Source organism: Psychrobacter urativorans (assembly GCF_904846675.1).
Classification (GTDB): Bacteria; Pseudomonadota; Gammaproteobacteria; order Pseudomonadales; family Moraxellaceae; genus Psychrobacter; species Psychrobacter urativorans_B.
Genome location: NZ_CAJHBT010000002.1, coordinates 111,482 through 137,373, shown reverse-complemented (window position 1 = coordinate 137,373; position 25,892 = coordinate 111,482). Strand labels below are relative to the sequence as shown.

At 42.7% G+C, this 25,892-nt stretch carries 23 protein-coding genes and 1 other RNA gene; 10 read left to right on the top strand and 14 right to left on the bottom strand.

What is annotated here, in order from left to right:
* Window positions 1–262: 262 nt before the first annotated feature.
* Window positions 263–1,915: a 2,3-bisphosphoglycerate-independent phosphoglycerate mutase gene (gpmI, locus tag JMY06_RS01965; RefSeq protein WP_201615725.1), complete on the bottom strand. Its 1,653-nt coding sequence runs from the start codon at window positions 1,913–1,915 to the stop codon at window positions 263–265.
* A 331-nt stretch (window positions 1,916–2,246) separates the two neighbouring features.
* Here gpmI and ssrS point away from each other — a divergent pair.
* A non-coding RNA gene (ssrS, locus tag JMY06_RS01960) (6S RNA) lies at window positions 2,247–2,441 on the top strand.
* 290 nt (window positions 2,442–2,731) lie between these two features.
* Here ssrS and JMY06_RS01955 read toward each other — a convergent pair.
* A complete protein-coding gene (locus JMY06_RS01955) occupies window positions 2,732–3,388 on the bottom strand; it encodes an FxsA family protein (protein ID WP_201615724.1) in 657 nt (218 codons plus the stop codon).
* A 211-nt stretch (window positions 3,389–3,599) separates the two neighbouring features.
* Here JMY06_RS01955 and ruvC point away from each other — a divergent pair, with 211 nt between their 5' ends.
* Window positions 3,600–4,184, top strand: coding sequence for a crossover junction endodeoxyribonuclease RuvC (gene ruvC, locus JMY06_RS01950; RefSeq protein ID WP_201615723.1), 585 nt, complete (start codon window positions 3,600–3,602; stop codon window positions 4,182–4,184).
* A gap of 136 nt (window positions 4,185–4,320) precedes the next feature.
* On the opposite strand, the gene JMY06_RS01945 is transcribed toward ruvC, so the two are convergent.
* From JMY06_RS01945 to JMY06_RS01925, 5 genes are all read right to left on the bottom strand, one after another.
* Complete coding sequence (locus tag JMY06_RS01945) at window positions 4,321–5,250, bottom strand: META domain-containing protein (RefSeq protein WP_201615722.1); 930 nt, start codon at window positions 5,248–5,250, stop codon at window positions 4,321–4,323.
* A gap of 371 nt (window positions 5,251–5,621) precedes the next feature.
* Entirely contained in the window at window positions 5,622–6,281 is a 660-nt protein-coding gene (locus JMY06_RS01940; protein ID WP_201615721.1) for a glutathione S-transferase family protein, read from the bottom strand.
* Between the two features lie 333 nt (window positions 6,282–6,614).
* A complete protein-coding gene (locus JMY06_RS01935) occupies window positions 6,615–7,253 on the bottom strand; it encodes a peroxiredoxin (protein ID WP_201615720.1) in 639 nt (212 codons plus the stop codon).
* Window positions 7,254–7,473: 220 nt separating this feature from the next.
* Entirely contained in the window at window positions 7,474–8,202 is a 729-nt protein-coding gene (locus JMY06_RS01930; protein ID WP_201527875.1) for a phospholipase D family protein, read from the bottom strand.
* 153 nt (window positions 8,203–8,355) lie between these two features.
* On the bottom strand, window positions 8,356–10,095 hold the full coding sequence (locus JMY06_RS01925; RefSeq protein WP_201615719.1) for a glutamine--tRNA ligase/YqeY domain fusion protein: 1,740 nt from the start codon (window positions 10,093–10,095) through the stop codon (window positions 8,356–8,358).
* 257 nt (window positions 10,096–10,352) lie between these two features.
* Here JMY06_RS01925 and JMY06_RS01920 point away from each other — a divergent pair, with 257 nt between their 5' ends.
* Both JMY06_RS01920 and JMY06_RS01915 read left to right on the top strand, forming a co-directional pair.
* Window positions 10,353–10,865: a peptidylprolyl isomerase gene (locus JMY06_RS01920; protein ID WP_227672115.1), complete on the top strand. Its 513-nt coding sequence runs from the start codon at window positions 10,353–10,355 to the stop codon at window positions 10,863–10,865.
* 61 nt (window positions 10,866–10,926) lie between these two features.
* Window positions 10,927–11,775, top strand: a complete 849-nt coding sequence (locus tag JMY06_RS01915; protein WP_201615718.1) for a UDP-2,3-diacylglucosamine diphosphatase — start codon at window positions 10,927–10,929, stop codon at window positions 11,773–11,775.
* A gap of 128 nt (window positions 11,776–11,903) precedes the next feature.
* Here the strand turns inward: JMY06_RS01915 and orn are convergent, their stop codons facing one another.
* Window positions 11,904–12,497, bottom strand: coding sequence for an oligoribonuclease (gene orn, locus JMY06_RS01910; protein ID WP_201527872.1), 594 nt, complete (start codon window positions 12,495–12,497; stop codon window positions 11,904–11,906).
* 200 nt (window positions 12,498–12,697) lie between these two features.
* Between orn and rsgA the strand changes: the two genes are divergently transcribed.
* The 4 genes from rsgA to secB all read left to right on the top strand — a co-directional run bounded on the left by rsgA (window position 12,698) and on the right by secB (window position 15,604).
* Window positions 12,698–13,801 carry a ribosome small subunit-dependent GTPase A gene (gene rsgA, locus JMY06_RS01905; protein WP_201615717.1) on the top strand — a complete coding sequence of 368 codons (1,104 nt, stop codon included), beginning with the start codon at window positions 12,698–12,700 and terminating at the stop codon, window positions 13,799–13,801.
* 195 nt (window positions 13,802–13,996) lie between these two features.
* Complete coding sequence (locus JMY06_RS01900) at window positions 13,997–14,452, top strand: rhodanese-like domain-containing protein (protein ID WP_201615716.1); 456 nt, start codon at window positions 13,997–13,999, stop codon at window positions 14,450–14,452.
* A gap of 275 nt (window positions 14,453–14,727) precedes the next feature.
* On the top strand, window positions 14,728–14,991 hold the full coding sequence (gene grxC, locus JMY06_RS01895; protein ID WP_201527866.1) for a glutaredoxin 3: 264 nt from the start codon (window positions 14,728–14,730) through the stop codon (window positions 14,989–14,991).
* 160 nt (window positions 14,992–15,151) lie between these two features.
* Window positions 15,152–15,604 (top strand): protein-export chaperone SecB, encoded by a 453-nt coding sequence (secB, locus tag JMY06_RS01890; RefSeq protein ID WP_201615715.1) that lies wholly within the window; start codon window positions 15,152–15,154, stop codon window positions 15,602–15,604.
* A 94-nt stretch (window positions 15,605–15,698) separates the two neighbouring features.
* On the opposite strand, the gene adk is transcribed toward secB, so the two are convergent.
* From adk to JMY06_RS01860, 6 genes are all read right to left on the bottom strand, one after another.
* Entirely contained in the window at window positions 15,699–16,361 is a 663-nt protein-coding gene (gene adk, locus JMY06_RS01885; protein WP_201615714.1) for an adenylate kinase, read from the bottom strand.
* A 323-nt stretch (window positions 16,362–16,684) separates the two neighbouring features.
* A complete protein-coding gene (gene ccmI / locus JMY06_RS01880) occupies window positions 16,685–17,965 on the bottom strand; it encodes a c-type cytochrome biogenesis protein CcmI (protein WP_201615713.1) in 1,281 nt (426 codons plus the stop codon).
* Window positions 17,962–18,447, bottom strand: coding sequence for a cytochrome c-type biogenesis protein (locus tag JMY06_RS01875; RefSeq protein WP_413786266.1), 486 nt, complete (start codon window positions 18,445–18,447; stop codon window positions 17,962–17,964). Before JMY06_RS01875 ends, ccmI begins: the two co-directional genes overlap by 4 nt.
* A gap of 68 nt (window positions 18,448–18,515) precedes the next feature.
* A complete protein-coding gene (locus JMY06_RS01870; protein WP_201615711.1) occupies window positions 18,516–19,175 on the bottom strand; it encodes a DsbE family thiol:disulfide interchange protein in 660 nt (219 codons plus the stop codon).
* A gap of 1 nt (window position 19,176) precedes the next feature.
* Entirely contained in the window at window positions 19,177–21,192 is a 2,016-nt protein-coding gene (locus JMY06_RS01865) for a heme lyase CcmF/NrfE family subunit (protein WP_201615710.1), read from the bottom strand.
* A gap of 248 nt (window positions 21,193–21,440) precedes the next feature.
* A complete protein-coding gene (locus JMY06_RS01860) occupies window positions 21,441–22,775 on the bottom strand; it encodes a hypothetical protein (RefSeq protein WP_201615709.1) in 1,335 nt (444 codons plus the stop codon).
* A 370-nt stretch (window positions 22,776–23,145) separates the two neighbouring features.
* Here JMY06_RS01860 and mrdA point away from each other — a divergent pair, with 370 nt between their 5' ends.
* Together mrdA and rsmD are read left to right on the top strand one after the other, a co-directional pair.
* Window positions 23,146–25,140, top strand: a complete 1,995-nt coding sequence (mrdA, locus tag JMY06_RS01855; protein WP_201615708.1) for a penicillin-binding protein 2 — start codon at window positions 23,146–23,148, stop codon at window positions 25,138–25,140.
* A gap of 16 nt (window positions 25,141–25,156) precedes the next feature.
* On the top strand, window positions 25,157–25,870 hold the full coding sequence (gene rsmD, locus JMY06_RS01850) for a 16S rRNA (guanine(966)-N(2))-methyltransferase RsmD (protein WP_201615707.1): 714 nt from the start codon (window positions 25,157–25,159) through the stop codon (window positions 25,868–25,870).
* The last annotated feature ends 22 nt before the right edge of the window (window positions 25,871–25,892 follow it).

The following is a 25,892-nucleotide window of genomic DNA, read 5'->3' as shown; positions in this document are numbered from 1 at the left end:
AAATAGGGAGAATGCAGCGTACTGTTATTATAAGATTATTAATGGGTAATATAATTCTTAGGTAATATTACTCAATAATCATAAAATAGCATTAAGCAGGCGTTAAAAACTAGACTAACATTGCAAGTGAGCTATTATTATAAGTAAACTAAGGTTGTAAATGAATAAGACAAAATATAATAAATAAGAAGAGGGAAGGATAATGATTACCCTTCCCTCTTCTTATTTATTAGCAACTAGCAACTGAACTTTATCAACCATACTATTCAGATGCTGGAATTAATAGATTTTCTCCAGTCATCTCAGCAGGTGGCTCAAGGTCCAGCAGCGCTAAAATGGTAGGCGCAACATCACTAAGCTTACCACCTGCGCGAACTTGTACTTTTTTATCACCCATATAAATCAGTGGCACATGCTCAGTAGTATGCTGGGTGTGTACCTGTCCACTATCATAGTCCTGCATCTGCTCACAGTTGCCATGATCAGCGGTAATTAGCATTTCACCATTAGCAGCACGTACTGCGGCCTCAATGCGTCCTACGCATACATCCAGCGCTTCTACTGCTTTCACAGCAGCATTGAAAATGCCCGTATGCCCAACCATATCACCATTAGCATAATTGACGATTAAAACATCATATTTACCATATTCAATCGCTGCCACTAGCTTATCAGTGACCTCAGGCGCGCTCATCTCAGGCTGCAAATCATAAGTCGCTACATCTGGAGACGGTATTAGAATACGTTCTTCACCTTCATACTCCGCTTCACGACCACCACTAAAGAAAAACGTCACATGCGCGTATTTTTCAGTCTCAGCGATACGCAACTGGGTTTTACCTTGGTCTTGTAGATATTCACCCAAAGTATTGCTCAATGACGCCGGATAATAAGCGATGCTAGTCTTAGGGTTATCAGCCAAGATATCTGAGTATTTAGTCAGCATCACAAAGGCGGCAAGCTTCGGACACTTATGACGGGCAAACCCTGAAAACTCATGATCCGGTAAGACAAACGCTTGTGCCAGCTCACGCGCGCGATCAGCGCGGAAGTTCATAAAAATCAGCGCATCATTATCATCAACGGTATGTGGAACCTCATCGCGTCCAATGACCGTAGTAGGACTAACAAACTCATCGGTCTCACGAGCTTTATACGCTGCTTGAACTGCGCCATCAGCACGAGTTGCTAGGCGATCTGCTGTACCTTCGGTAATTAACTCATACGCCTTTTGTACTCGATCCCAACGATTGTCACGATCCATAGCATAGTAGCGGCCGATAATAGTAGCAATCTGGGCGCTACCTTCATAGTGCGCATTGAGCTTATTCAAGTACTCACGCAAACGATTGATATACTTATCCGCAGACTTTGGCGGCGTATCGCGACCATCCAAAAAACAATGCACAAAGACATTTTTGGCACCATGGACTAGTGCTGAGTGACACATCCCCTCTATATGATCTTGATGCGAATGAACACCACCATCAGACAACAAACCCATTATATGAACATTACCGCCCAGCGCATTAGCTGCCGTTACCGCGCCTACTAACGCCTCGTTTTTATAAAATTCACGGCTGGCCAGCTCGCTTGAAATACGGGTTGAGTCTTGATAGAGGACCCGACCTGCACCTAGGTTCATATGTCCGACTTCTGAGTTACCAAACTGGCCTTCAGGTAAACCTACATCTTCCCCTGAGGCAGATATTAGCCCATGCGGATACTGCTGATAAATCTTATCTAAATTTGGCATGTTGGCAGCAGCAATGGCATTATCCTTGTCTTCTTCACGATGCCCAAAACCGTCCAATATCATTAATACATGGGGTATTTTTTTATTCTTATTCTGTGTGGCCTGACTCTTGTCAAGAGACTCTGTTTTTTGCTGCGATTGTTGCTGCTTACTGGTCATAGATTACCGCTCCTCAAGTGATTGAACGCCTACCGTGCATTATTAGCACTAAGAAAATTGACATTAAACATTGGCATTAAAAGGTATAAAATTAAGATTAGCAGCTATAGTAGTCTCTATATTACCACATATCTCAAAATAGCCGAAAACTCGACATTATTAAGCACTATTTAACGATACTATTCTATTATCCTTACAAGGTTTAGAAGTTAAAAAACTACGACGCCCAAGAGTTATTTCCTATTAATAAAAAGACAGCGAATACTTGATTTCAATAAATATCAATCTGCAAATCGAACTTGCAATCACCTATTTCATTGGTTATCATGGATTCATTCTGGAGTGTTGGCTAGTGGATGTTATTCCCTGAGCCGATAATGTATTACCTGGATGTGCTACCTATTGTCTCATTGTGTATGCCTGCACCGCTTGCGGTGTTTCAGGAAACCTGCCGAGGCAGTGACACATCCGCCCTGAACTTCACGGTTCATGGGTCACCATCTTACGGCGGCACTCCGGTTGTTATATTCCGTTAGTTTCCCCTATTACTTGGCTAAAAGCTACTTGGCAAAAATGCAGTAAAGGTGAGATAACAACTAAGTATCGAAATAAATACTAAGAAGCCCCTATTGTTAATAACGATAGGGGCTTCTTAGTATTTATTTCGAACATATTATAGTGATCAAATCATAGCTTCTATTTGCTAAATTATAATGGTTCAACTAACTGTAGGGTTTAGATCAAACATAGGGCTACTGCGGTATTTTCTCAGTAGCCGTCACTTTATTAGAAAGGACTTATTAATCAGAATATTAATTATTCATCGTTGGCAGATTTAGTGATTTTCTTCACGTCTTTAGGCACATTTTTAGCAGTACCATCAACGGTCGTATGCTGCTTAAAGACATTGCCAAATGGATTTTTCTGCTGCTTATCGAACGGATTATTACTTCCTATATCGCCTGCACCACCAAATGGGTTCTGACCACCCATGCCGCCTGCCCCGCCGAACGGATTTTGACCGCCGCCCATGCCACCAGCACCGCCAAATGGATTTTGACCGCCCATCTGCTTGGCCATCATCTCCATCATTTTTTGCTGATTGTTCATGACATATTTATTGGCCATATCTTTCAGCTTCTTTTGCACTGGCGGTAATATTACTAGCAGCGCTAACACATCACTGATTATCCCTGGAATGAGCAATAGAATACCAGCCGCTGCCATCGCAACACTTTTAATCATGGTCGACTCTTGCGGGCGCATCGAAGGATTCATCATACCGCCAGCTTTCATTTGCTGCGCCATGGGACTAAGAGAGGCCATACCTTTGCGAATTAAGGAGAGTCCAATCACAGCGGAGATAATAAACCAAACAAATACCCACCAGCCACTAACGAACTGGGCAATTAAATACCACAGTAGCATCTCGATAATAAACCAAACAATGGCGATACCAACTATCTGACCCATAAGTGTCGTCCTATAAAATAAAAACTATTAGTATTAAAGCTAAGAAATTAAGCGTTACACAAATTAAACTGGTTAACTTATGATGTATATGGGGATGGCTTGCTATACTATCAAACTTACGGCTAATTTTTAAGCATTTAAGCTATCAAATAATATAGCAGCAATATGGTTTATTATATGAATTACTAAATGGCTTAATATATGGAACATTATGGCAATTATTATCGGGATTGACCCCGGTTCACGTATGACAGGTTATGGAATTATCCAACAAACAGGCGATAAGCTGACATATATTGATGCGGGCACTATCCGTACCGATACTAAAGAGATGCCTGAACGCCTTAAGCGCATTTTTAATGGTTTAACGCGGATTACTCAGCATCATATCAAATATGCAGATGAGCCCATTTATACCGCTATTGAACAAGTCTTTATGGCAGAAAACCCTGACTCAGCGCTCAAGCTTGGGCAAGCCCGCGGAGCAGCAATTGCAGCGTTGGTTGCTTTAGATTTAGAAGTGTCAGAATATACGGCGCGTCAAATTAAACAAGCCGTGTGTGGCTATGGCGCGGCGGCTAAAGAACAGGTTCAAGATATGGTCTGTCGTATCCTAAAGCTGGATGTAGTACCACAACAAGATGCCGCCGACGGTCTTGCCTGCGCCATCTGTCATGCGCATTCTAGCCACTCTATGAATAAATTACTATTAAATAGTTCAGTACGTGGACGCGGAACCTCTAAGAAGAAGGGCCGCTGGCGTTTAACGGAAGAAGATTTGAATAATCTACGTTAGACTGAATACAGAAGTTAAACGACATGGATAAAAAAACACGTGTCATTATTTATAGGCCAGTCTTTATGAACCAGCTTTTATAAAAAATGATACGTGTTGTTGGCTGCAGCTTATAGAACTTAATAAATTTGTAAATTTATTTTGCAACAGTACGTTCAATAACAGTATCCAATACATAAGCATATTCTTCGCCTGTTGTCTCTGCTTGGGTAACACTACTGTCTAGCTTATAACGCTGTAGACGCAATACTTCATCGTGCTTATCATCATGCTGGTAGCCATCAATATTCCCTGTAAACTCAGTCCACTTGCCTTCGCTAGTTTTAACACCTTGGTCGTTATAAATGACTGGTTTGACTTGTAAACACTGCTGGGCACTATTATCTGAACAAGGATTAGTCTCGGCATTTACTGCCCAAAATATAGTCTCGCCTTTGGTATTATACTTTGCCTGCGCCGTCATTTTTCCTTTCCAAACTAAGGTCACAGAATTGCTAGTTAGTTGGTTCAACATTGGTGTTTCGTCATCAACTAAGTTTAACTGGCTGTCACCTTGCATTAGCTCATTTAAGCTATTTTCAGCCGAATTTAAATCAGCACACGACATTTTAGTACTCATACTGTCTTCAATTGTCAGAGTAGTGCCTTGAAGCTGATAAGTTGCACTCATAGTATTACAGCCCACGCTATAGCTGACCGTATTTTGTCCTTGATACTGACTAAAACTCAGGGTTACTTGATCTTTAATAGTCATCAAAGGGGTTAGCGGCTGGGTGCTGTTATCAGTGGCAGTAGCTAGAGTCCAGCGATAGCGTGAAAGGTTTTCAATCATTTGCTGTTCAACAGTCATAGAAGTATCTGCAGTGGTTGCGTCCATTGGGTTCGCACTTCCAGTAGCCGCTGAATTGACTGTCTCGCTAGTCGTATCAACAGTATCTTGGCCTTCTATATCGGTAGGTGAAGAAGGATCTTGGCAGGCACTTAACGCTAAGCTTACTGCTAATAAACTTGGCAATAAGGCTAATTTTAAAGTGGGTCTAGAACTTATTTTAAAAGTCGGTTTCATAATTATACCTATCATGTTACAGATCACTCGTTTTCTGTATTCATAGCCTAGGGTTCTATGACATCATCTGAATACAAAGCGTACTGGCCACTTTTATAGAGATTCGTTTCTACATTAGATTCCTATGTTAGAATCAAGCTTGAGACATACAGAATTATGCGACTACTATAACCCTGATACTTCCAGTTTTTGTAACGAAGTGTTTAGTTTTATTACCTAATTTTTTAACGTGAAATATACAATATTCATTCTTCAAGTTATCCATTTTTTATAACAATTTATGGATAATTATTTACTATCCTAATCATCCATAAATTATATTGAGTAGCACATAAGATTGGCAGAATGACGGCTATTACTATCTATTATGTCTATTCACTAGCTGTGGACTTAGCGTTTACCGTGTTATGTATACTAAAGCGCTCGTTCATATTTTTATAAAAACGGGCGAGATTATCACCTTGTTTGATTGGATTTACTTTTAATACTTTGCCAAAATCAAGCCCTAAATAAAGCACAATATCAGCAAAACTTAACTGATCGCCAACTAAGTACTCATGTCCTTCTAAAGCATTTTCAAAATAAGCCAAGGCTTTAACTCCCCGCGCAATAGACTTAGCAGAAAATTCTGGCACTTGATCAACGCGCTGGGCTTTTGACGGATGACTGTGTTGAAAGGCCAGCATAAAGTTATACAGCACCTCAAACTCAGCAACACGGCGCATGGCGCAAACTTGTGCACGCTGAACCACATCATTACCCATCACTGAACGTTCACCAAAGACGCGGTCGAGATACTCACAAATCGCCTGTGAGTCATTAAGGACAGTCCCATCATCCAAAACCATCACTGGTACTGTTTGCATGGGATTGATTTTAGTAAAGGCCTCAGTCATATGTTCATTATTAGAGATATCAATATCTACCACATCAAGGTCGTCCATATCATCGATATCGATACCTTTTGAAGCCAATAGAATCAGTGCTTTACGTGGATTAGGGGCGGTGCGGGTTACATATAATGTTTTCATGGCAAACTCCTTGTAAGGAACATCAACCAGCATTTCGGCGCTGACGGGCGTTAACTTAAGTTTTAGTTATGGTTATTTTTTTAAGAAAATAAATTGTTGTGGTTATAGCTATAGTGGATGTAATCATTATTACTTTGGATGACTATTTTAAAAGTTACTTTAAAACAGCTACTTCGAATATAAATTCCACCTTTTCCATCATAGCAAAAGTATATCGACGCTTGTTAAGAGAATAGTAAAAAGCCCCATAACCTAAAGTTATGGGGCTTTTTGAGAATAGTGACAGCACTAGTTTTTGACTTGTAACTTTATAGCATAAGTCTTGACGCCTAATTATTTATTCGGTGCAGGTGTTGTACGTAGATAAGGCTTAATTTCTGTATGGCCTTTAGGATAGTTGGCTGCGATATCTTCATTTTTAACACTTGGTGGAATGATAACGTCATCACCTTCTTTCCAATCAACAGGGGTGGCAATGTTATATTCATCAGACAGTTGCATGGCGTCAATCACGCGTACAATTTCGTCAAAGTTACGACCACAGCTAGCAGGATAGGTAAGCGTTAAGCGGACTTTCTTCTTAGGGTCGATGATAAATACGCTTCTGACCGTAGCCGTACTATCAGCATTCGGATGAATCATGTCATATAAATCTGACACTTTGCGATCAGAGTCGGCAATGATAGGAAAGTTTACGGCTGTGCCTTGAGTTTCTTCGATATCACTAACCCAGCCTTTATGATCCTCTAAACCGTCAACTGATAGCGCGATAGCCTTGGTATTGCGTTTTTGGAACTCGCCGCCTAGTGCTGCGGTACGACCAAGCTCAGTGGTACATACCGGCGTATAGTCGGCAGGATGGGAGAATAGTACGACCCAACTATCCCCTGCCCAATCATAAAAATTAATATCGCCTTCTGTGGTACTCGCATCAAAATTTGGTGCAGTGTCACCTAAACGTAAATGTGCCATAGTTTTGTCCTTATTTTTCAATATTTGAGCGCTCACATTAAAAAATAATGTCTACGCTATATTATTATAATCGACGTGCTCAGTGGTTAACGAATAACTCATCGCACATCAGTTAAATGCCTTTTCATCTTAACAAACTGGTTATGAATGTCTTGTGACGGAATGTAATGCGGTTGTTCTGTTTGTAGATAAGTAAATCAATTCTATATGAGCAAGTTTTCTAAACCACCATTCCCGCATCCCACAGACAAAAATCGCCAAACTTACCACGTTTGCTTATTCCTCCAGCAGCACTACCAACATCGGTCAGTACTAGCTCGCCCTCTTTATCTTCTAAATAGCCACTTTCTAGCAGCTTGTCGTTTAGCTCTTGTGTTTTAAGCCCCAGCTCTTTGGCAAGCTTCGCGGTGGTCAATTTAGAATAGTTAGGTTTCGCCGTTTCTACCGCTGGTTTATCAGCCACAACAGAGTCAGGATTAGCTATTTTGTCATCGGATGGAGCAACTTTTTCAAACGACATCCGTACTTCATCACTGATGCGAATAATACGCTGGGCTTCATCATAGGTATCAGCATATAGCTTCGTATCTTCATTACGGTAGATAAGCACACCCATTTCATTATTATTGACTTGACTAAATTCATAGAGATTCAGACTGGTGATGATGCATTCATTTTCATTAAGATAGCATTTAGCATGCAGGTTTTTACAAAAGCTGGTACGAATAAAGGTTAAGTTTTTAAGCCAGTTAATCTCTTCTGGTTGTAAGTCGTTTTTACCATAGACAATACGAATATCGATTTTAAGACGATTGCGGTCCTCTAACAGCTCTTTGATGCGGTCGTTAAGTTTTAGATACGGGCTGATAATAATCAGACGGTCAGATGCACTTTTAATGAGCTCTTCTAAGTGATAAGTAGTGCCACTGCTGTTCAAAAACTTTGCCATGTGTATTCCTCAATATTTACTGTTTATAATTATTACTACTGATTAAATAATTTATTATTTTCCACAAAAAAACCCATCTCTAGCGTACTAGAAATAGGCTATCTTGCAAACTGCTATTATTTAGTAGCAACTTACTACAGTAGGTTTTGCAAATCATGCGGGCTTATAACTATCACGTAAGCTGACGATTTGGTTAAATACTGGATACTCACTACTGTGCTCGATAACATCCGAGATAAAGTAGCCTTCACGTTCAAACTGGAAGCGCGTGCCAGCCTCGGCATTGGCAAGTGATGGCTCAACCACGGCAGCCAGCTCAGTCGAAGAATTAGGATTTAGGGCAGCATGTACATCGCTCACGCTACTAGGGTCTTCAACACTAAACAATGACTCATATAGACGCACAGTAGCGGGAACACCTAGGCTGGCCGATACCCAATGAATAACACCTTTAACCTTGCGGCCTTCAGGATTATTACCTAAAGTAGCGGGATCGATAGTCGCTTTTAGCTCAATAACCTGACCCTTATCATTAGTAATGTGCTCGGTGACGGCTAGCACATAAGTATTGCGCAGACGAATTTCAGTTTTTTCTGGTGACAGACGTTTGTAATCTGCTGGCGGCTCAATCTCGTAGTCGCCTTGGTCGATATAAAGAGTTTCAGTAAAGGGGATTTCACGCTCTCCCATATCTATATTAGGATGGTTCGGCTGCGTCAACCATAAGGTTTGCGACTCATCATCCCAGCGCGCATTCACGCTATCCGCTTTCTGCGATTCCCAACTACTCACAGCTTCGCTAAAGTTAGTGATCGTTACTTTTAACGGTTTTAGGACTGCCATACCGCGAGCGGTAGTGTCATCTAATGACTGACGAATACTAAACTCTAGCAAACGCATATCGACTACGCCGTCGGCTTTAGCGACTCCAACGCGATCACAAAAATCACGTAAGCCTTCAGGAGTATAACCACGGCGGCGCATGCCAGCAACCGTTGGCATACGCGGATCATCCCAACCGTCAACGATACCTTCATCAACCAATTGCTTAAGCTTACGCTTACTGGTTAAAGTATGGTCAACATTGAGGCGCGAAAACTCATATTGATGCGGCGGTTGCTCAAAGCCGATTTTATTGACAATCCAATCATAAAATGGACGATGGTCTTCAAACTCTAACGTACACAATGAATGAGTAATGCCTTCAATCGCATCTGATAAAGGATGGGCAAAATCATACATCGGATAGATGCACCACTTATCACCGGTCTGATGATGCTCTTGATGCATCACACGATAAACAATCGGGTCGCGCATATTCATATTGGCGTCAGACATATCAATCTTGGCGCGCAATACTGCCTTTCCATCAGCATATTTACCGTTTTTCATATCATTGAACAATTGCAAGTTATCGGCAACACTGGCATCACGCTGCGGGGACGCCGTACCGGCTTCTTTATATGAGCCGCGATTGTCTTTGATTTGTTCAGGCATTTGTAAATCTACATACGCCTCGCCTTGCTCAATAAGCTGTATGGCCCACGCATACAATTGGTCAAAATAGCTGGAAGCATGTAACGCCTTGCCTGCCCACTCAAAGCCCAGCCAATGCACGTCTTTTTTGATATTATCAATATAGTCTTGCTTTTCAGCCGTTGGGTTGGTGTCGTCATAACGCAGATGGCAGATACCATTAAATTCTTCAGCAACACCGAAATTTAGACAAATAGACTTTACGTGGCCAAGATGTAGATAACCATTAGGCTCAGGCGGAAAACGCGTGACAATCTGCTTATATTTTTGCGTTTTAACATCCTCACGAATCATATTACGAATAAAGTCGTTTTTTGGTTCGTCTTTTGGTTTATTGTTGCTTGAGTGCTCACTCATGGGGCATTGCTCCTAACGCAAGTTATCAGGTTATAGTGCATGACATCACGTATCATAGAAAAATTCAAAAGTTAATAAAAATTATTGAAGAAATATACTGAGGAAAGTTAAAGTTGCGTTATTCTATCAGGTTTCGCGAATGCATTAACAGCCTGATACATGACAGGCGACAAAAAAGCCGTTAGACTAACCATAACTTTTTATCAACAACTCACCACAGCACTCTTTTAAGTGCTGCAATTAGAAAGGAATACAATATGGTAGATATGCCAGTAGTAGAACTCGACACCACGATGGGTGCTATCGTTATCGAACTTAACGAAGAAAAAGCCCCAAAAACGGTAGAAAACTTCTTAAACTATGTAAAATCTGGTCATTATGACGGCACTATTTTTCATCGCATCATCGACGGCTTTATGATTCAAGGCGGCGGAATGGACGCTGATATGAATGAAAAAGGCACCAATGCGCCCATTGAAAACGAAGCGGATAACGGCTTAAAAAATGACGCCGGCACGCTTGCTATGGCCCGTACTCAAGACCCACATTCAGCCACCAGCCAGTTCTTTGTTAACGTCAAAGACAATGACTTCCTAAACCATACTGGCAAAAATGCCCAAGGCTGGGGTTATACTGTTTTTGGTAAAGTAACTAGCGGTATGGACGTTATCGAAAAAATGAAAGGCGTTCCTACTGGTCGTTTTGGCATGCATGCTGATGTGCCAAAAGAGCCTGTTATTATCAATTCAGCGAAGATTGTTTCTGAATAAGTATTTCCTAAAAAAGCACTTCTTAACAGATGTGTTCCATTAGTTATTAGGATAAAGATAAATGCAGAGTTTCGACCATCTGATTACCACCCGCCCTCATGAGGTGCGGCAAATATTAATTAGCGATTTGCATTTATCGCCTGATGAGCCTGCCTTAGTGCAGGCTTTTTTGGCGCTGCTTGATGATTGCTTAGCCTTGCCTGCCCTTAAGCGCTTATTCATTTTAGGCGACTGGTTTGAAGTGTGGCTGGGTGATGACGCTTATCTATCACTATCAGCAGACGAACAACAGACACATTGGCTAGCCCCGCTGATTGCGAAACTGAAACAGCTACGCGTCGATGGTTGTGAGGTTTTAGTGATGCATGGTAATCGTGATTTTTTATTAGGCCAGCCCTTTTGCAATCTATTCGGTGGTGAGATAATTTATGAGCCTTATCTTTTAAATGTCGGACAGCAACGTTATCGTTTAGAACATGGCGATGCACTCTGTACCGATGATAAAAAATATCAGTTCTTCCGCAAAGTAATGCGCAACAGATTAACCCAGTGGTACTTACTTAATAAATCATTAGAAAAACGCTTGGCTATTGCCGATAATATAAGACAAAAAAGTAAGCAGAAGAACACAACGAAAGCCGCCTATATCATGGATGTGAATGAAGCTTCAGTGAACAGAGCCATTTATACCTATGACGCACTGCTACACGGTCATACTCATCGTCCCGAAATTCATCGCAGCTCTGAGGGCAGAAGCCGCTATGTGCTTGGCGATTGGCGTCTGCTCGATGACGAAACGCGCCAGCCTAAAGTTAGCGCGGTTATTGGTGCAATTACAGCCGATGCAAACTTAGAAAGTAATGATAATAGCGAGTTTGAAATGGTTGAATTTAACTTTTTACAAAGATAAATAGGTCGATATTACCAAGCTGAATATTATTTATTAAGTGATATTAGAAGCAAGTATATAAAAAAATAAAGGTCTGTTGAATAATCAACAAACCCTTATTTTATACTAAGCTAAGCCTCTAGAAGTTCTTAATCCTGAGGTATTAAGTTAAAAAAGTGCTGACGATAGTGTTTAAGTTCGCGAATAGAATCGCGGATATCATCTAACGCTAGATGGCTACCGTTCTTCTCAAAGTTCTTAAGAATATCGGGACGCCAGCGAAAGCACAGCTCTTTGATCGAGGACACATCAAGATTACGATAATGGAAGAATCTCTCTAACTCTGGCATTTGCCGCGCCATAAAGCGACGGTCTTGGCAAATAGAGTTACCACACATTGGCGACTTACCGCTGTCCACCCATTTATTCAAAAACTTGATAGTTTCAGCTTCCGCTTCTGCTAAGGTCACAGTGCTACGGCGCACGCGATCTACCAGTCCTGACTGCCCGTGTTGCTTGGTATTCCAATCATCCATACCATTTAATTTACGGTCAGATACTTTAATGGCAAAAACTGGGCCTTCTGCTAAAACATTCAAATCTTCATCGGTAACGACAGTAGCGATCTCGATAATCTCATCATTCAAGGTATCAAGTCCGGTCATTTCTAGGTCAATCCATACCAGCCCTTTTTTACCTTGGTTCTTAATTCTAATCTTATTGGGATGGTCGCTGGTGCTCATAAAGTATCCTATATATAATATATTAATCGGTAGTTACTAATAAATGCAATCAGGTACAAATAATGCTTTAAATCGCCCGCATATGATTTGCATGATGCCTAAAACGTTACAAAATCACTGGCTATCACGGGCGCTTTAGGCTGTATGTTAGCAAATTTTCACGCTACACTTAGAGATATTTTTTTAATAGGTCACCATTCATGGCATTAATTCGGCAACGCAAACTGACCAAACAGCAGATTCGTCGCATCGATAAACAACAGCTATCCAATCAAAACAGCATTGATGAAAGCCTAATGGATGGCGTAGTCATGGCGCACTATGGTAAGCAGTTGGAAGTACAAGTGACCAGCTTGCCAGCCGTCATCGCTGTTCAACCTGAATTTGCACCCGATGACCCTGAACCGTTTTGGCAGGAGTTAGAGCTTGGCGATATTTGGCGCTGCCACGTACGTACCAATCTGCCAATGCTAGCTGCTGGTGACAATGTACGCTGGAATGCCGATTCTAATACTGGATTTGGACGTATCGAATCAGTAAAGCCGCGTACCTCTTTAGTCTCACGCCCAGACCGCTATCATAAGCTCAAGCCGGTAGCGGCCAATGTTGATATTCTCGCGATTGTCTTTGCGCCTTTGCCTGCCGCTGCGCCAACTTTGATTGACCGTTATTTAGTGGTTTGCCATCATGCTGGCGTACAGCCATTATTGGTACTCAATAAAGCGGATCTCTTGGCAGAAGACGATGATGCCAATACCAATGAATTACTAACCCAATATGCAGCGCTCGGTTATCACAGTGTATTGACCTCAGTTGATTGTCCTGAGAATGTCGCTGCTAGTAATGATCAGCAAGGACTTGGTGAGCTTAAACATTATATTGATAATAAACTGGTCATTTTTGCGGGTCAATCAGGCGTGGGCAAAAGCAGCTTAATCAACGCGCTACTGCCTGAATCGGCACAAAGCGTTAATATCATCTCTGATAACTCAAAACTTGGTCAGCACACGACTACCACCAGCCGCTTATTACCCTTTAATCCAGAATACTTAACCCGAGGCGGCATTGTCGATACCCCAGGTATTCGTGAGTATGGCATTTGGCATTTGACCCCTGACGACATCATCTCCGGCTTTGTTGAGCTGGCGCCTTTGTCCGGTAATTGTCAGTTCCGTGATTGTCGTCATACCCATAACAGTAAAGGCTGCGCGTTATGGCAAGCGATTGCTGACGGTGAAGTACTACAGCGCCGTGTTGAGAATCTAGTCACATTGCAAATCGAGGCCGATACCAAACCTTATTAATGTTAAACCTTACTAACAACAAGTCTTATTAGAGCTAAATTTTTTCAAAATTAACATTAGTAGTTCTAATCGTTATGACAGAAGCTTGATGATGACACGTTTACTATAGACCGCCTTATCGGTATAATAGTGCCTTGTTCGATGTTAGGCTGTACCTATGGCTTAACAGAGCACCTATTTTTTTGGAGGTATGGTTTGGATCGTGCGCTTGGATTTGTGGGCAACCACCCGTTTTTATTTGGCATTTTAGCGGCACTTGCCGTACTGTTTTTTGTCATCGAAAATAAACGTAGCGGCAGAAAAATATCGCCTAACACCCTAGGCATGATGGTCAACTCTCAGAACGCGCAACTTATTGATATTCGCGCCAAAAAGAAGTTTTCCACCGGCTATATTCAAGGCAGCCGCAATATTCCTTTTACTGAGCTTAAAGAGCACTTAGAAGAAATACGCGCCATTGAACATCCTGTTATCATTATTTGTGATATGGGCGTACAAGCTGGCGCTGCGGTGCAGATGATTGGTAAGGCTAACGTCTATCGTTTAGAAGGCGGGATTGGCGGTTGGCAATCGGGCGGCATGCCTCTAGTTGGTCTAAAAGACGTCCAGACTAAAGGTAAAGTGAAAGCGAAGCCTAGCTTACATAAGTAACTTATATAGGTGATGTAGCAGCTAAAAAACACTTAATAAAAAAAGACACCTTCAACGTAGGGTGTCTTTTTTTATTAAGTATTTGTTTTTATGAATGATTTGTAGCACTTTTAAACGATTACTCGCCAACTGACTTGAATTTACGGTACTCATCCCCACTTTATAATGAGCGCAATCAAATACTGCCTTGTGCTTAACTTGATTGCAGCCAACAATAGCAACTCTTTTAATATTAATATCGCATGATAAATTTATAAATTAACTAAGGATCGATAATGACTGTATCTGTTAAAGTCTATACTACCCCTATTTGCCCATACTGCTCAAACGCCAAACAACTGCTTAAGTCTAAAGGCGTTGAATACGAAGAGATTGGCATGCATGACATGAGCAGCGATGATCGCCGTGCGTTAATGCAAAAAACCAATAACTATCGCACTGTACCGCAAATCTTCGTCGGTGATACCTTCGTTGGTGGCTTTGATGAGCTGAATCAGTTCAACCAACAAGGTAAGCTTGACGAGCTATTGGCCGGTTAATTTATTAAATTACTTTTTCTATCGTGCTGCTCGTATTTGTGGCAGCATGCTAAGATATAAGTTAATTAGTAAACGCTAGTTTAATAAGGATTTATTAGCTTTAGATAAAGATTATAATGCTATTTTTTCCAACATTTGACCGATTATTATAGGAATTATCATGGCTGAAGAACAAGCACAACCACAATTGGCACTGGAACGCATTTATGTCAAAGATATGTCACTTGAAGTACCGGGCGCAGACGTATTCACCAAAGAGTGGAATCCTGAGCTGGATATTAACTTATCAAGCAATGCCGACAAAATCGATGACGACCATTATCAAGTGATTTTGACTGTTAGTGTCAATGCTAAAAATGCCGATGAAGCAGCATTTATCGCCGAAGTTCATCAAGCGGGTATTTTCTTATTAAAAGATATTCCTGAAGACCAAATCGGTCAAATCTTAGGTGCTTACTGCCCTAATGTGTTATTCCCTTATGCCCGTGAAGTGATCAGCGACATCGTTACTCGTGGTAGCTTCCCGCAGTTATTGCTAGCGCCGGTTAACTTTGACCAAGCCTATGCACAAAGCCAGCAACAAGCACAAATAGATGCTGAAGGTAATGCATAAGCATTGAGTTCAAAACTTCTAAACGCTTAAATAAATGAAAAAATCCTGCTTATTAGCAGGATTTTTTATTTGCTTCAAATAATAGCTATTTAGCTTAGCCTTTTAGGGCTGACAATATTTGTTGTTTAACATCTTCAATAGCTTGAGTGCCATCGAATTTATCATAATCAGGCGCATTCTCGCCTTCTTTAGCTTTATCTTTATCTTGGTAAAAGCCAACCAAGGCTGATGTCTGTTGATGATAAGTCGCTAAACGCTCACGAATGGTAGACTCTTTGTCATCTTCGCGCTGAATAAGCGCTTCGCCAGTGACGTCATCAACACCCTCTTGCTTAGGTGGATTGTGATCAATGTGATAAACACGACCTGAGCCTGCATGCTGGCGACGACCTGAGAGACGCTTGACGATTTCGTCATCGGGAACACTGATTTCGACCACATGATTAATCGCGACATTAGCGTCGGCAAGGGCTTGTGCTTGTGGAATAGTACGCGGAAAACCATCAAAAATACAGCCATTCGCACAGTCAGGCTTAGTGATGCGCTCTTTTACTAGATTAATGATTAAATCGTCAGAGACCAAACCACCAGCATTCATGATGCCTTGGGCTTGTTTGCCAAGCTCGCTGCCTTCTTTAATTGCTGCACGCAGCATATCGCCAGTCGAGATTTGTGGAATATCGTATTCTTTAGAGATGAATTGGGCTTGGGTACCTTTACCGGCACCTGGTGGACCTAGCAAAATAATACGCATCATGATACGGCTCTCCTCAATAGACAATGTTCAGGGTAGATAGGATTTAGGGATTGATATTTAAACCTTAACTCAATATTACCATAATGTTAATTAGGTACCTAGTTAATTGCCATACTTACCTTGTGAATTTGCAAATCTCAAGTTTTTTTAGCATCAAGATAGTAAGTTATGATGATTTAGCTGTTCATGTCACGCATTATTTCATCTATCATGTCGCAAAATTAAGCGCCATAGAGTTACCCTACAGCGCTATATGTTATGCAATTCTTATAACTGCTACGAAGCTTTTATAGCTGATATGAGGCTTATTTAGCAGTTACTGATTACGGCACTTGTTGATTGATTTCTATATTAACTTGGTTTTGCTCAGCGCTAATGACTATCGGGTTACCAGATAAGTCGCCTGACTCCGCTACAGCATTGCCACTATGACTGATACGAGCAACCACTGCCAGCTGAGTTTTTTCTGCACGAGCTGAAGCTATGGTACGCTCAGGCATCATCGCATCCAAGTCGCTGAGGCTAATATTAGCCTCAGCTTGTTTAATAATACTGATAGGCAAACGCTTGGCGGCATATGGTGGTCCACCTTCAACGTCACGAATGGCAATAAACAACACGTCGTCGCCTTTTACTAAAGGTAGTAAACTAGAAGTAACCTTAACGGTTACTTCAATACCTTCAGAAGCTTGCTGTTTTTGCGCGTTAACGTTGGCACTTAGCTCGTCTAAACTTGCTAACGCTTTAGTATGATCCCCCGGTTTGGCAGAAATACTATCACGTAAGCGTTTAATCCAGCCTTGTGCTTGTTCAAAATTACTACCGCGTGCTTCGCCCATCGCCATTAGCATTTGTGCCCCTTCATGCTGCGGGTTCTTAGCTAGCACGTCTTGTAATACGCGGCGGCTATTAACATCTAGCTGACCATTATTAGCAAAAAAGCTAATCTGCGCATAAGTAGTGGCAATCTCTTCATTATCAGGCGATAGACGATAAGCGCGTGATAATGCCTCTAAAGCTGAGGGCGTCGCCTCAAGCGAGAGGAACAGCTCTGATAAGCGCATCCAGCGATTAGGATCATCGGCATGACGATGGACGTTGGTCTGCATCGCGGTAATCAGCTGACGACCATCTTCAATCGCCCACTCCGGTGGCTGGTCGATTTTTCCGGTCAATAAGTCATCTGCAACTTGTCCAACTTTATCTTCAGCTTGCCACAACTCAAATACTGGCGTGCGATTGCCTATTAGTAAATATGCCATCGCTGCTAATATTGGTACCCAAACCGCCACGATTAAACGGCTTTTAACACCAGGAATAACCATCGGCGCTATTTGGCGCTGCGCACTTAATAGCTGTCGTTCAAGCTCAAGCTTTTGGTTTTGATAATGGCTGTCATCAATGGTACCGCTATCTTTATCGGTTTTAAGCTCGGCTAGACGCTCGCGAAATACCGCGACGTTAATATCTAGCAGTTGGTTATCCACAGGATTATCCTGCGAGCGCGCTGCTCGTAGCCACGGCGTGATAACAATGAAAGCAAGTATAAGAACAATCAGTAAGCTTAAGGCGATAAATAAGCCGGCAGTAGAAAAAATGGTCATTTTTTGTCCTCTGGGCTAGTGATGTCATGGTCGACATTCTCGGCTCGCGATAATAGGCGATCAAGTTCAGCTTTTTCCGCAGGGGTCAAAGCTGCGGCAGTGTCGTCTACTATGACGTCCTTTTGACCACGGGCCACGACTTGGCGACGCTTACTCTGCCAAAACCAGCCGATAATTAAGACTATTAATAATAATGGTGGAAAAAACCATAATATCCATGTCGATGGGCGTACAGGCGGTTTGTAGCTGATAAAGTCGCCGTAACGTTCTTGCATATAGTTGCGTATCTCGCCATCACTACGATTATCTTTAATCATATCGTAAGTTTTTTGCTTCAAATCTTGAGCAATCGGTGCATCCGAACCAGCAAGGTTTTGGTTCTGACATTTCGGGCAACGTAGCTCCTCGATGAGACCGCGATATTGGGCTTCTTGCTGCACGGAATCAAAGTCGTATACATCAATCGCGGCATAGGTTGTCATACTGAGCATACATGCCAGTATTAAGCTTGCTAGCCTAAAAATTACATTGACTTTTATTTGACTGAGTTTCATTTGCACGCCCCCTTAACCTTACTTGGATCTGGGCTGACACTATTCTTATTGGCCTCGTTGAGCACCATTAAGCACGGCGTAATGCGACTTTGCCAATTAGTCTCATTAATCTCACCAATAATATGCTGGCGAATGATGCCATCACCATCGACTACAAAAGTTTCAGGCGCCCCAGTTAAGCCTAAATCTAGCGCAAACTGACCCGGCAGATCTTGAATCGACATCGAAAATGGATCGCCACGCTGATTTAAGTAGCTGAGCGCATTACCAATGTCATCTTTATAATTCACCCCAATAATATTGACCCCGCGCTCCTCCAACTGCATTAAAAAAGGATGCTCAATAATACAAGTTGGACACCAAGAGCCCCAGATATTCATTAAAAATGGCTGATCTGGCAAATTATCATTGGTGATGGTACGGGTAGTATCTGACAATAACGGCAGCTCAAAGGTAGGAACCGGACGCTCAAGGGCTGTATTGGTCACAATCTCTACCGGTTTACCCAAGCGCATGTACAGCATAATCATCAGTCCTAAAAAGACGATGAGCGGGATCAAAAACCAGACCTTGAGCTGCTTTTTATTCATCGTTTTAGGACTGCGCCTGTCGTTCTGACTGCTATTTGGATCAGGGGTGTTTTCAGGAGTCGTCATATTACTTCTCCCCTATGGACGCAGCTGGTATCTCAGTTTTAGTAAGCGTATTAGCCGCAATTTGCTGTGGATCCTTGGGTTTTTTAATGCGATAGCGCTTATCCAATATACTGAGTAAGCTACCCAATGCCATGATAATCGCCCCTAACCATATCCAGCGAATGAGTGGCTTAACATAGATACGTACCGCCCATTGGCTACTGTCTTCAGCGATAGGCTCACCCAATGCCACATAAACATCACGCATTAAACTGGCATCAATAGCCGCCTCAGTCATCGGCATCATACTGATGATATAAGTACGTTTTTCAGGATATAAAGTGGTCACAGAGCGGCCATCTTTAGTCACCTCAACCTGTGCTTGCATACCATCAAAGTTACTGCCTTTGACTTCATGGAAATCAGCGATTTCAAAATCGTAACCTTGCACATGGACGGTGTCACCAAGACCCAACGCCACATCACGCTCGATACTCAAACTGCTGGTAAAGGCAATCCCAATCACCGCTATTAGTACGCCAATATGTGCGGTTTGCTGGCCCCAATAGCTCAAACGCAATTGACGCAAACCTTTGAAGAGGTTCGGCGCGTTTTTGGTTTTGTCTCTAAAATCGACCACCATCCATAATAACACCCAAAAACTGAGTGCTAATGTCACGCCAATATTGAGCATGGACGACGGATGAACAAAGTAGGCAATAACAGCACCCAGTATAATACTACTGACCGCAATAACCATACCAACGCCTAATAGCGGGCGATTGTCTTTTTTCCAGCGAATATTAGACCCCATGCCCATCGCTACTAATAGCAGCCAAGTTAAAGGCACAAATAGCGCGTTAAAGTAGGGAGGCCCTACCGATACTTGACCCAAACTAAAGGCGTCAGCGATAATAGGATATAGCGTACCTAAAAGCACTACTAAAGTAGCAATCAAAATGATGGCGTTGTTGATTACCAAAAACGACTCACGTGAAATCAGTTGATACTGACTTTCCACCGTTAAGCGCCAACCGCGAACGGCGAACATTAACAAGCCACCACCAACGATGATGCCGAGAATAACTAAAATCACCAAACCACGGGTTGGGTCAGCGGCGAACGAATGCACCGAAGTAATAACCCCAGAGCGCACCAAGAACGTTCCAAGCAAACTTAAAGCAAAAGCAAAAATCGCCAGCATAATCGTCCATGCTTTAAAGACGCCACGTTTTTCGGTAACGGCCAAAGAGTGTAGTAATGCTATACCGGCAAGCCACGGCATCAATGACGCGTTCTCTACCGGATCCCAGAACCACCAGCCACCCCAGCCAAGCTCGTAATAGGCCCACCATGAACCCAGCGCGATACCAATAGTCAAAAAACCCCATGCTGCGAGCGCCCAAGGCCGTGACCAGCGGGTCCACGCGGCATCTAAGCGCCCTTCCCACAAGGCCGCCATACAAAAAGCGAATGGCACGACCATCCCTACATAACCCATATATAGCATAGGGGGGTGAATAATAAGACCAAAATCTTGCAATACAGGATTTAAATCAGCGCCATCGACGGCTAGATTCGGCAAGGTACGATCAAATGGTGACGAGGTAAAAATTAACATCGCCAGCATCATCAACTGTACGCCGGCTAGAATAACCAAGACCCGCGCACGCATAGACAGCGGCAGACCGCGACTAAAGAACGACACCAGCGCACACCAAGTGGCCATGATGGTCATCCATAGCAACAGCGAGCCTTCGTGCCCGCCCCATGTTGCCGATAACTTATAATACCAAGGCAATAAAGTGTTGGAATGCTGGGTGACATAAACTAAGCTAAAGTCATTATAGTAAAAGCCTGCCATCAGCGCGCCAAACGACGTGATCATCGCCGCAAACTGCGCCCACGCTAAACTTGGTGCCAAACGCTGCAAAGCGATTTGATCACGCATGACGCCAATGGTCGGTAATACCACTTGCAAAATCGCCAACACAAAGGCGGCCAGCAAGGCAAAATAACCCAATTCTGTGATTAACATACGGTCTAACCTTGTTTACCTTAATACGGTTATAGTTGCGGATTGGGCAGTTTAATAATTTTAAAAATACCCAGTATTGGTGTGGCTACATTTATTATCCGTAGCTGATACGGTTTATTACTTAATTTACATTGACGTACATTACCGTCAGTTTATTGCAGCGACGTATCTATGCGGTATGGGCTATGTAGAGGAGCTGTGTGCTACCAATATTATGACCTAACCTCTTAAAACTTTAGACGGCGACCTTATTGCATGGCTGGGAAAAATACTAAGATTAAATGGAGCCAACCGGCCAAAAAGCCAGTTAAACCACCCAGCACAATTAATGTCAACTCGTCTTCACGAAATGCAGGACGCAAGAGATTTTGAAACTCATTAGGCGATAGTGCGCGAATACGGTCACGGAACAGCCCAAATATTTTGCTGGCGCGGCTCTCATTAAGCTCAGGATCCCGCAGCGGCACCATAGTTGCCGTAATTGATTTATCAATAATAGTATTTTTTAATTGACCAAACTCCCGGCGACCAAGTCCCATACGCAAAGTAGTACTGACCACAGGTGTTTCAAGCACTTGATACAGATGGGATTTCATCAGCTCACGGGTTTGCGCAGCGCGCTCGCCATACATCATCTCATTCATGATATTCTCAAGCGTTACCAAATCATTAACCACGATCTCAGCAAAAACGTCAGAAACTTCTTCTTGGCGCTTCATGAAGCCGCCTTGCCAGCGAAACTGTGCCATGTGTGGCAGTTGCAGTGTGATAAATGGAAAACCATTACGGCGTGCAAAAAACTTCAAATAAGGTATAAAGCGCGGCTCAACCGGATTAAACACCATCCAAATCGCAATCCAGTTAGTCAATAACCCCCAAACTGCTGCAAAAAATGGGACGGTCCAATGTGCTGGCACCACCAAGAAAATAAACATCTGGATAATGCCAAAAATCAATCCAATCAAGGCACTAATATGCCAAATAAAATCAATCTCTTTTTGACCCACTTTCAGGAACATATTAACCATCAAGCGCCGATCACTTTCCATCTTATTAACAATCATCTGCCGCATATCGACTAAATCTTCGACATGATAAGTCAAATCAGTCACCAAAGACTGCATGATTCCAGGCAATTCTTGATGCGCTTGATTATATATACGGCGCTTTAGCGCATAAGGAATGTTGCTCCAGAGCGTCTCTGAGCGCTCAAGCATAATCTCATCAATCAAAGCTTCGAGATTCTTATCAACCGTATCAGTGATAAATACCGCCATCTGTTCCGGTTCCATCGCTTGAAAAAACTCATCAAGCGAGCCCAGTTTTGAGAGCGTCTGATCAACAATAACACCCGCTATCTTGCCGGCTTTACGCGGGACGATACCTTGCCAGCCAATACCTGGTAGCCCAAAGAATGGAAATCTTGGAATGCGAATACCCCAAAACTTGATGGGATAAAACAACATTTTTAGCGCCATCCATACATGCACCCAAGTGACAAAGGCTGTCACCGGTGGAATGGTCAGCATGGCAAAAAATTCTGGGTGCTCAGCGAGTGTCTGCCATATTGAAGTTGCAACCATGACTCTTTATGCCCCTGACTTAACGGTTATCGTTATTCTAGCGCCCTTATTGGTATTAATATATTATTAATACTATAATCAATCCAGCGACTACTAATACCTAGCGGCTGGTTAATGGCGGATTTTAATAAAACGGCACTGGCAACAGTGTTAAATACGATAAATAAAATCGTCTGATTTTAGCATACTTACCATTTATTAGCACATAATACCCTCTTTGATAAATGACTATAGACTGATGTATCTTGACGCTATACTTTTCTATGCTGCCTTTTAGCTCAATACTGTCCTTTAAGCATTAATGACCTAACGTCTATCCTTTATTATTCTTAATCCTTTTAATCACAGCGCGCCTTGGTACTGACTTTACATGAATAGACCGCTAGCCCCAGATGCCGAACAAGTCGATCGTATTTTTATGCACCGGATTATTATCTTTGGCTTGCTTATTTTTGTAGGCCTGAGTGTTTTGCTGCTGCGTTACGGTTACTTGCAAGTGTACGCGCATGATAAATATAAGAAGCAAGCGGATAACAATCGTATCAAGCTGATATCAGCACCGCCAAGTCGGGGTTATATCTATGATCGCAATGGCATATTACTGGCGGACAACCAGCCGGTATTTACCGCGATGCTTAGTCCTGATGAAGTAGACAATCCTGAGCGCACCTTAACCCTGCTAGCGCCTATTTTCGAGCTCACTGATGAAGACATTGCCAATATTTTAGCTCGGCTCAGCCGAAGTAAAAAAAATGACCCAGTCACCATTAAGATTGATCTCACTGACGCGCAATTAGCGCAATTTAGTGAACGTCAGCCGTTCTTTCGCGGGGTCACTATACAAAGTAAGCTGACCCGCTCTTATCCTTATGATGAGCTGTTCGCGCACGTTATCGGCTATGTCGGCCGTATCAATGATAAAGAAACCAAACAAATTAATAAAGATCGCTATGCCGGTACCGACCTTATTGGTAAAATCGGTATCGAAGATTTTTATGAAGATATTTTGTTAGGACAACCCGGTTATCAATCAGTAGAAACTGATGCTCATGGCAATATCCTACGCCAACTAGATACCAAGGCACCGACTGCGGGTAACGATATCACCTTGAGTTTAGATTATGGCTTACAGATGGTGGCGCAGGAGCAACTCGCTGGTCGCCGTGGCGCGATTGTAGCGATTGACCCGCAAAATGGCGACGTGCTGGCCTTTGTCAGTAACCCCAGCTATGACCCCAACCCTTTTATATCTGGTATCTCCTTTAGAGACTACGGCGACCTACGGGAAGATTTAGATCAGCCATTATATAACAGAGCATTGCAAGGAATGTATCCGCCCGGCTCAACTATCAAACCCTTTGAGGCCTTAGGCGGTCTGCATTATGGTCTGCGCAATTGGAATACCACTATCTATGACCCCGGTTATTTTAGCTTACCTGGCGACTCGCATCGGTTCCGCGATTGGAAGCGCGGAGGTCATGGCACGGTTGACCTCAAAAAATCTATCGTCATGTCAGTGGATACTTATTATTATAACTTGGCGTATGAGATGGGCATTCAGCGCTTGCACGACTGGATGGTACGCTTTGGCTTTGGTTCAGAAACCGGTATTGACTTGCCTAATGAAAAGGCAGGTATTATGCCGTCACCAAAATGGAAAAAAGACACTTATAATAAAGACTGGTTACCGGGTGAAACGATATCCGTTAGTATTGGTCAAGGTTATTTTCTGGCAACGCCACTGCAAATTGCTCAAGCCACGGCTATCACTGCTAACAAGGGTCATCACATCACCCCGCATCTATTAAAACACAGTGAAGGCGCTGCAGAAGTTAATATCATTGATAAGACGGACGGAAAAATTGACTATAATGGTGAGGATTCCGACTGGACACGTATGCAAGATACGATGGAAAACGTCATCAAGCAAGGTACTGGTCGCCGCATTTATACCTCACGCTATCGTATTGCGGGCAAGACCGGCACCGCGCAAGTAAAATCCATTGCCCAAGGTCAAAGCTATAATAAAGCAGCGCTAGATAAACGCCATTGGGATCATGCGTGGTTCAATGGTTTTGCGCCAGTGGAAAACCCCCAAATTGCGCTATCGGTATTGGTTGAAAATGGCGGCGGTGGTAGCGTCGTTGCAGCGCCTATAGGCCGCGCTCTATTTGATTACTGGGTATTACAGCACAAAAACGATCCTATTTTACCGCCAACTGCCGATGAGCTAAAAGCTATCAAACACCAAAAAGTCCAAGATAAAGCGGCACATGATGCTATACGCGATAAAGAAGACGCGTTAAAAAAACAAGCGGAAGCAGAAACAGCGACTAAAACAGCCAATACTGAGACTACTCTATAAAGACATTACAAATACTATGAAAAGACTATCAACACCGCGAAAATCTAAGCCTAAAACGCCTCACAATGGTAAAAATACAACCGCCGGTAATGTGCGTATTATCGGTGGGCAGTTTAAACGTCGTAACGTCACTTTTATCGATGCCGATGGGTTACGCCCTACCCCAGATCGCTTGCGTGAGACTTTATTTAACTGGCTACTCACTGATATAAATAGTGCACGCGTACTTGATAGCTGCGCTGGTAGTGGTGTGCTTGGGTTTGAAGCGTTATCACGCGGCGCGGCGCATTGCACCTTTATTGAAACCAATCGTACCCAAAGTCAGCTGCTACTGCAAAACGCCCAGCAACTGCGTATTGATGTCGACCACTACCGTATTATTCATGGCGCAGCCGAGCAGGTTTTAAGCCAAAACAATAATCTCAATCAGCCCTCTAATCAAGACTTTAACGTGAGCTTTAATGCGGTCTTTGATGTGGTCTTTATTGATCCGCCTTATGCTGATGATTTATGGCAGCCAATTTTGACGGCTTTAATTGCTAAAGAATTAATCACGGTAAAAACGCTGATTTACTTGGAAGCGGATAAAGACCTGAATCCACAATTGGATGAGCTGACCATATCTTTACAAGAAACTTTGTCTTCACAAGGGCTTGTGGGCTTTAATTGCCTCAAACAGACCAAAGCCGGGCAAGTTGTTGCTGGACTTTATCAGCTGGTATCGTCATAATTAGACAACCCGCATTAAGAAC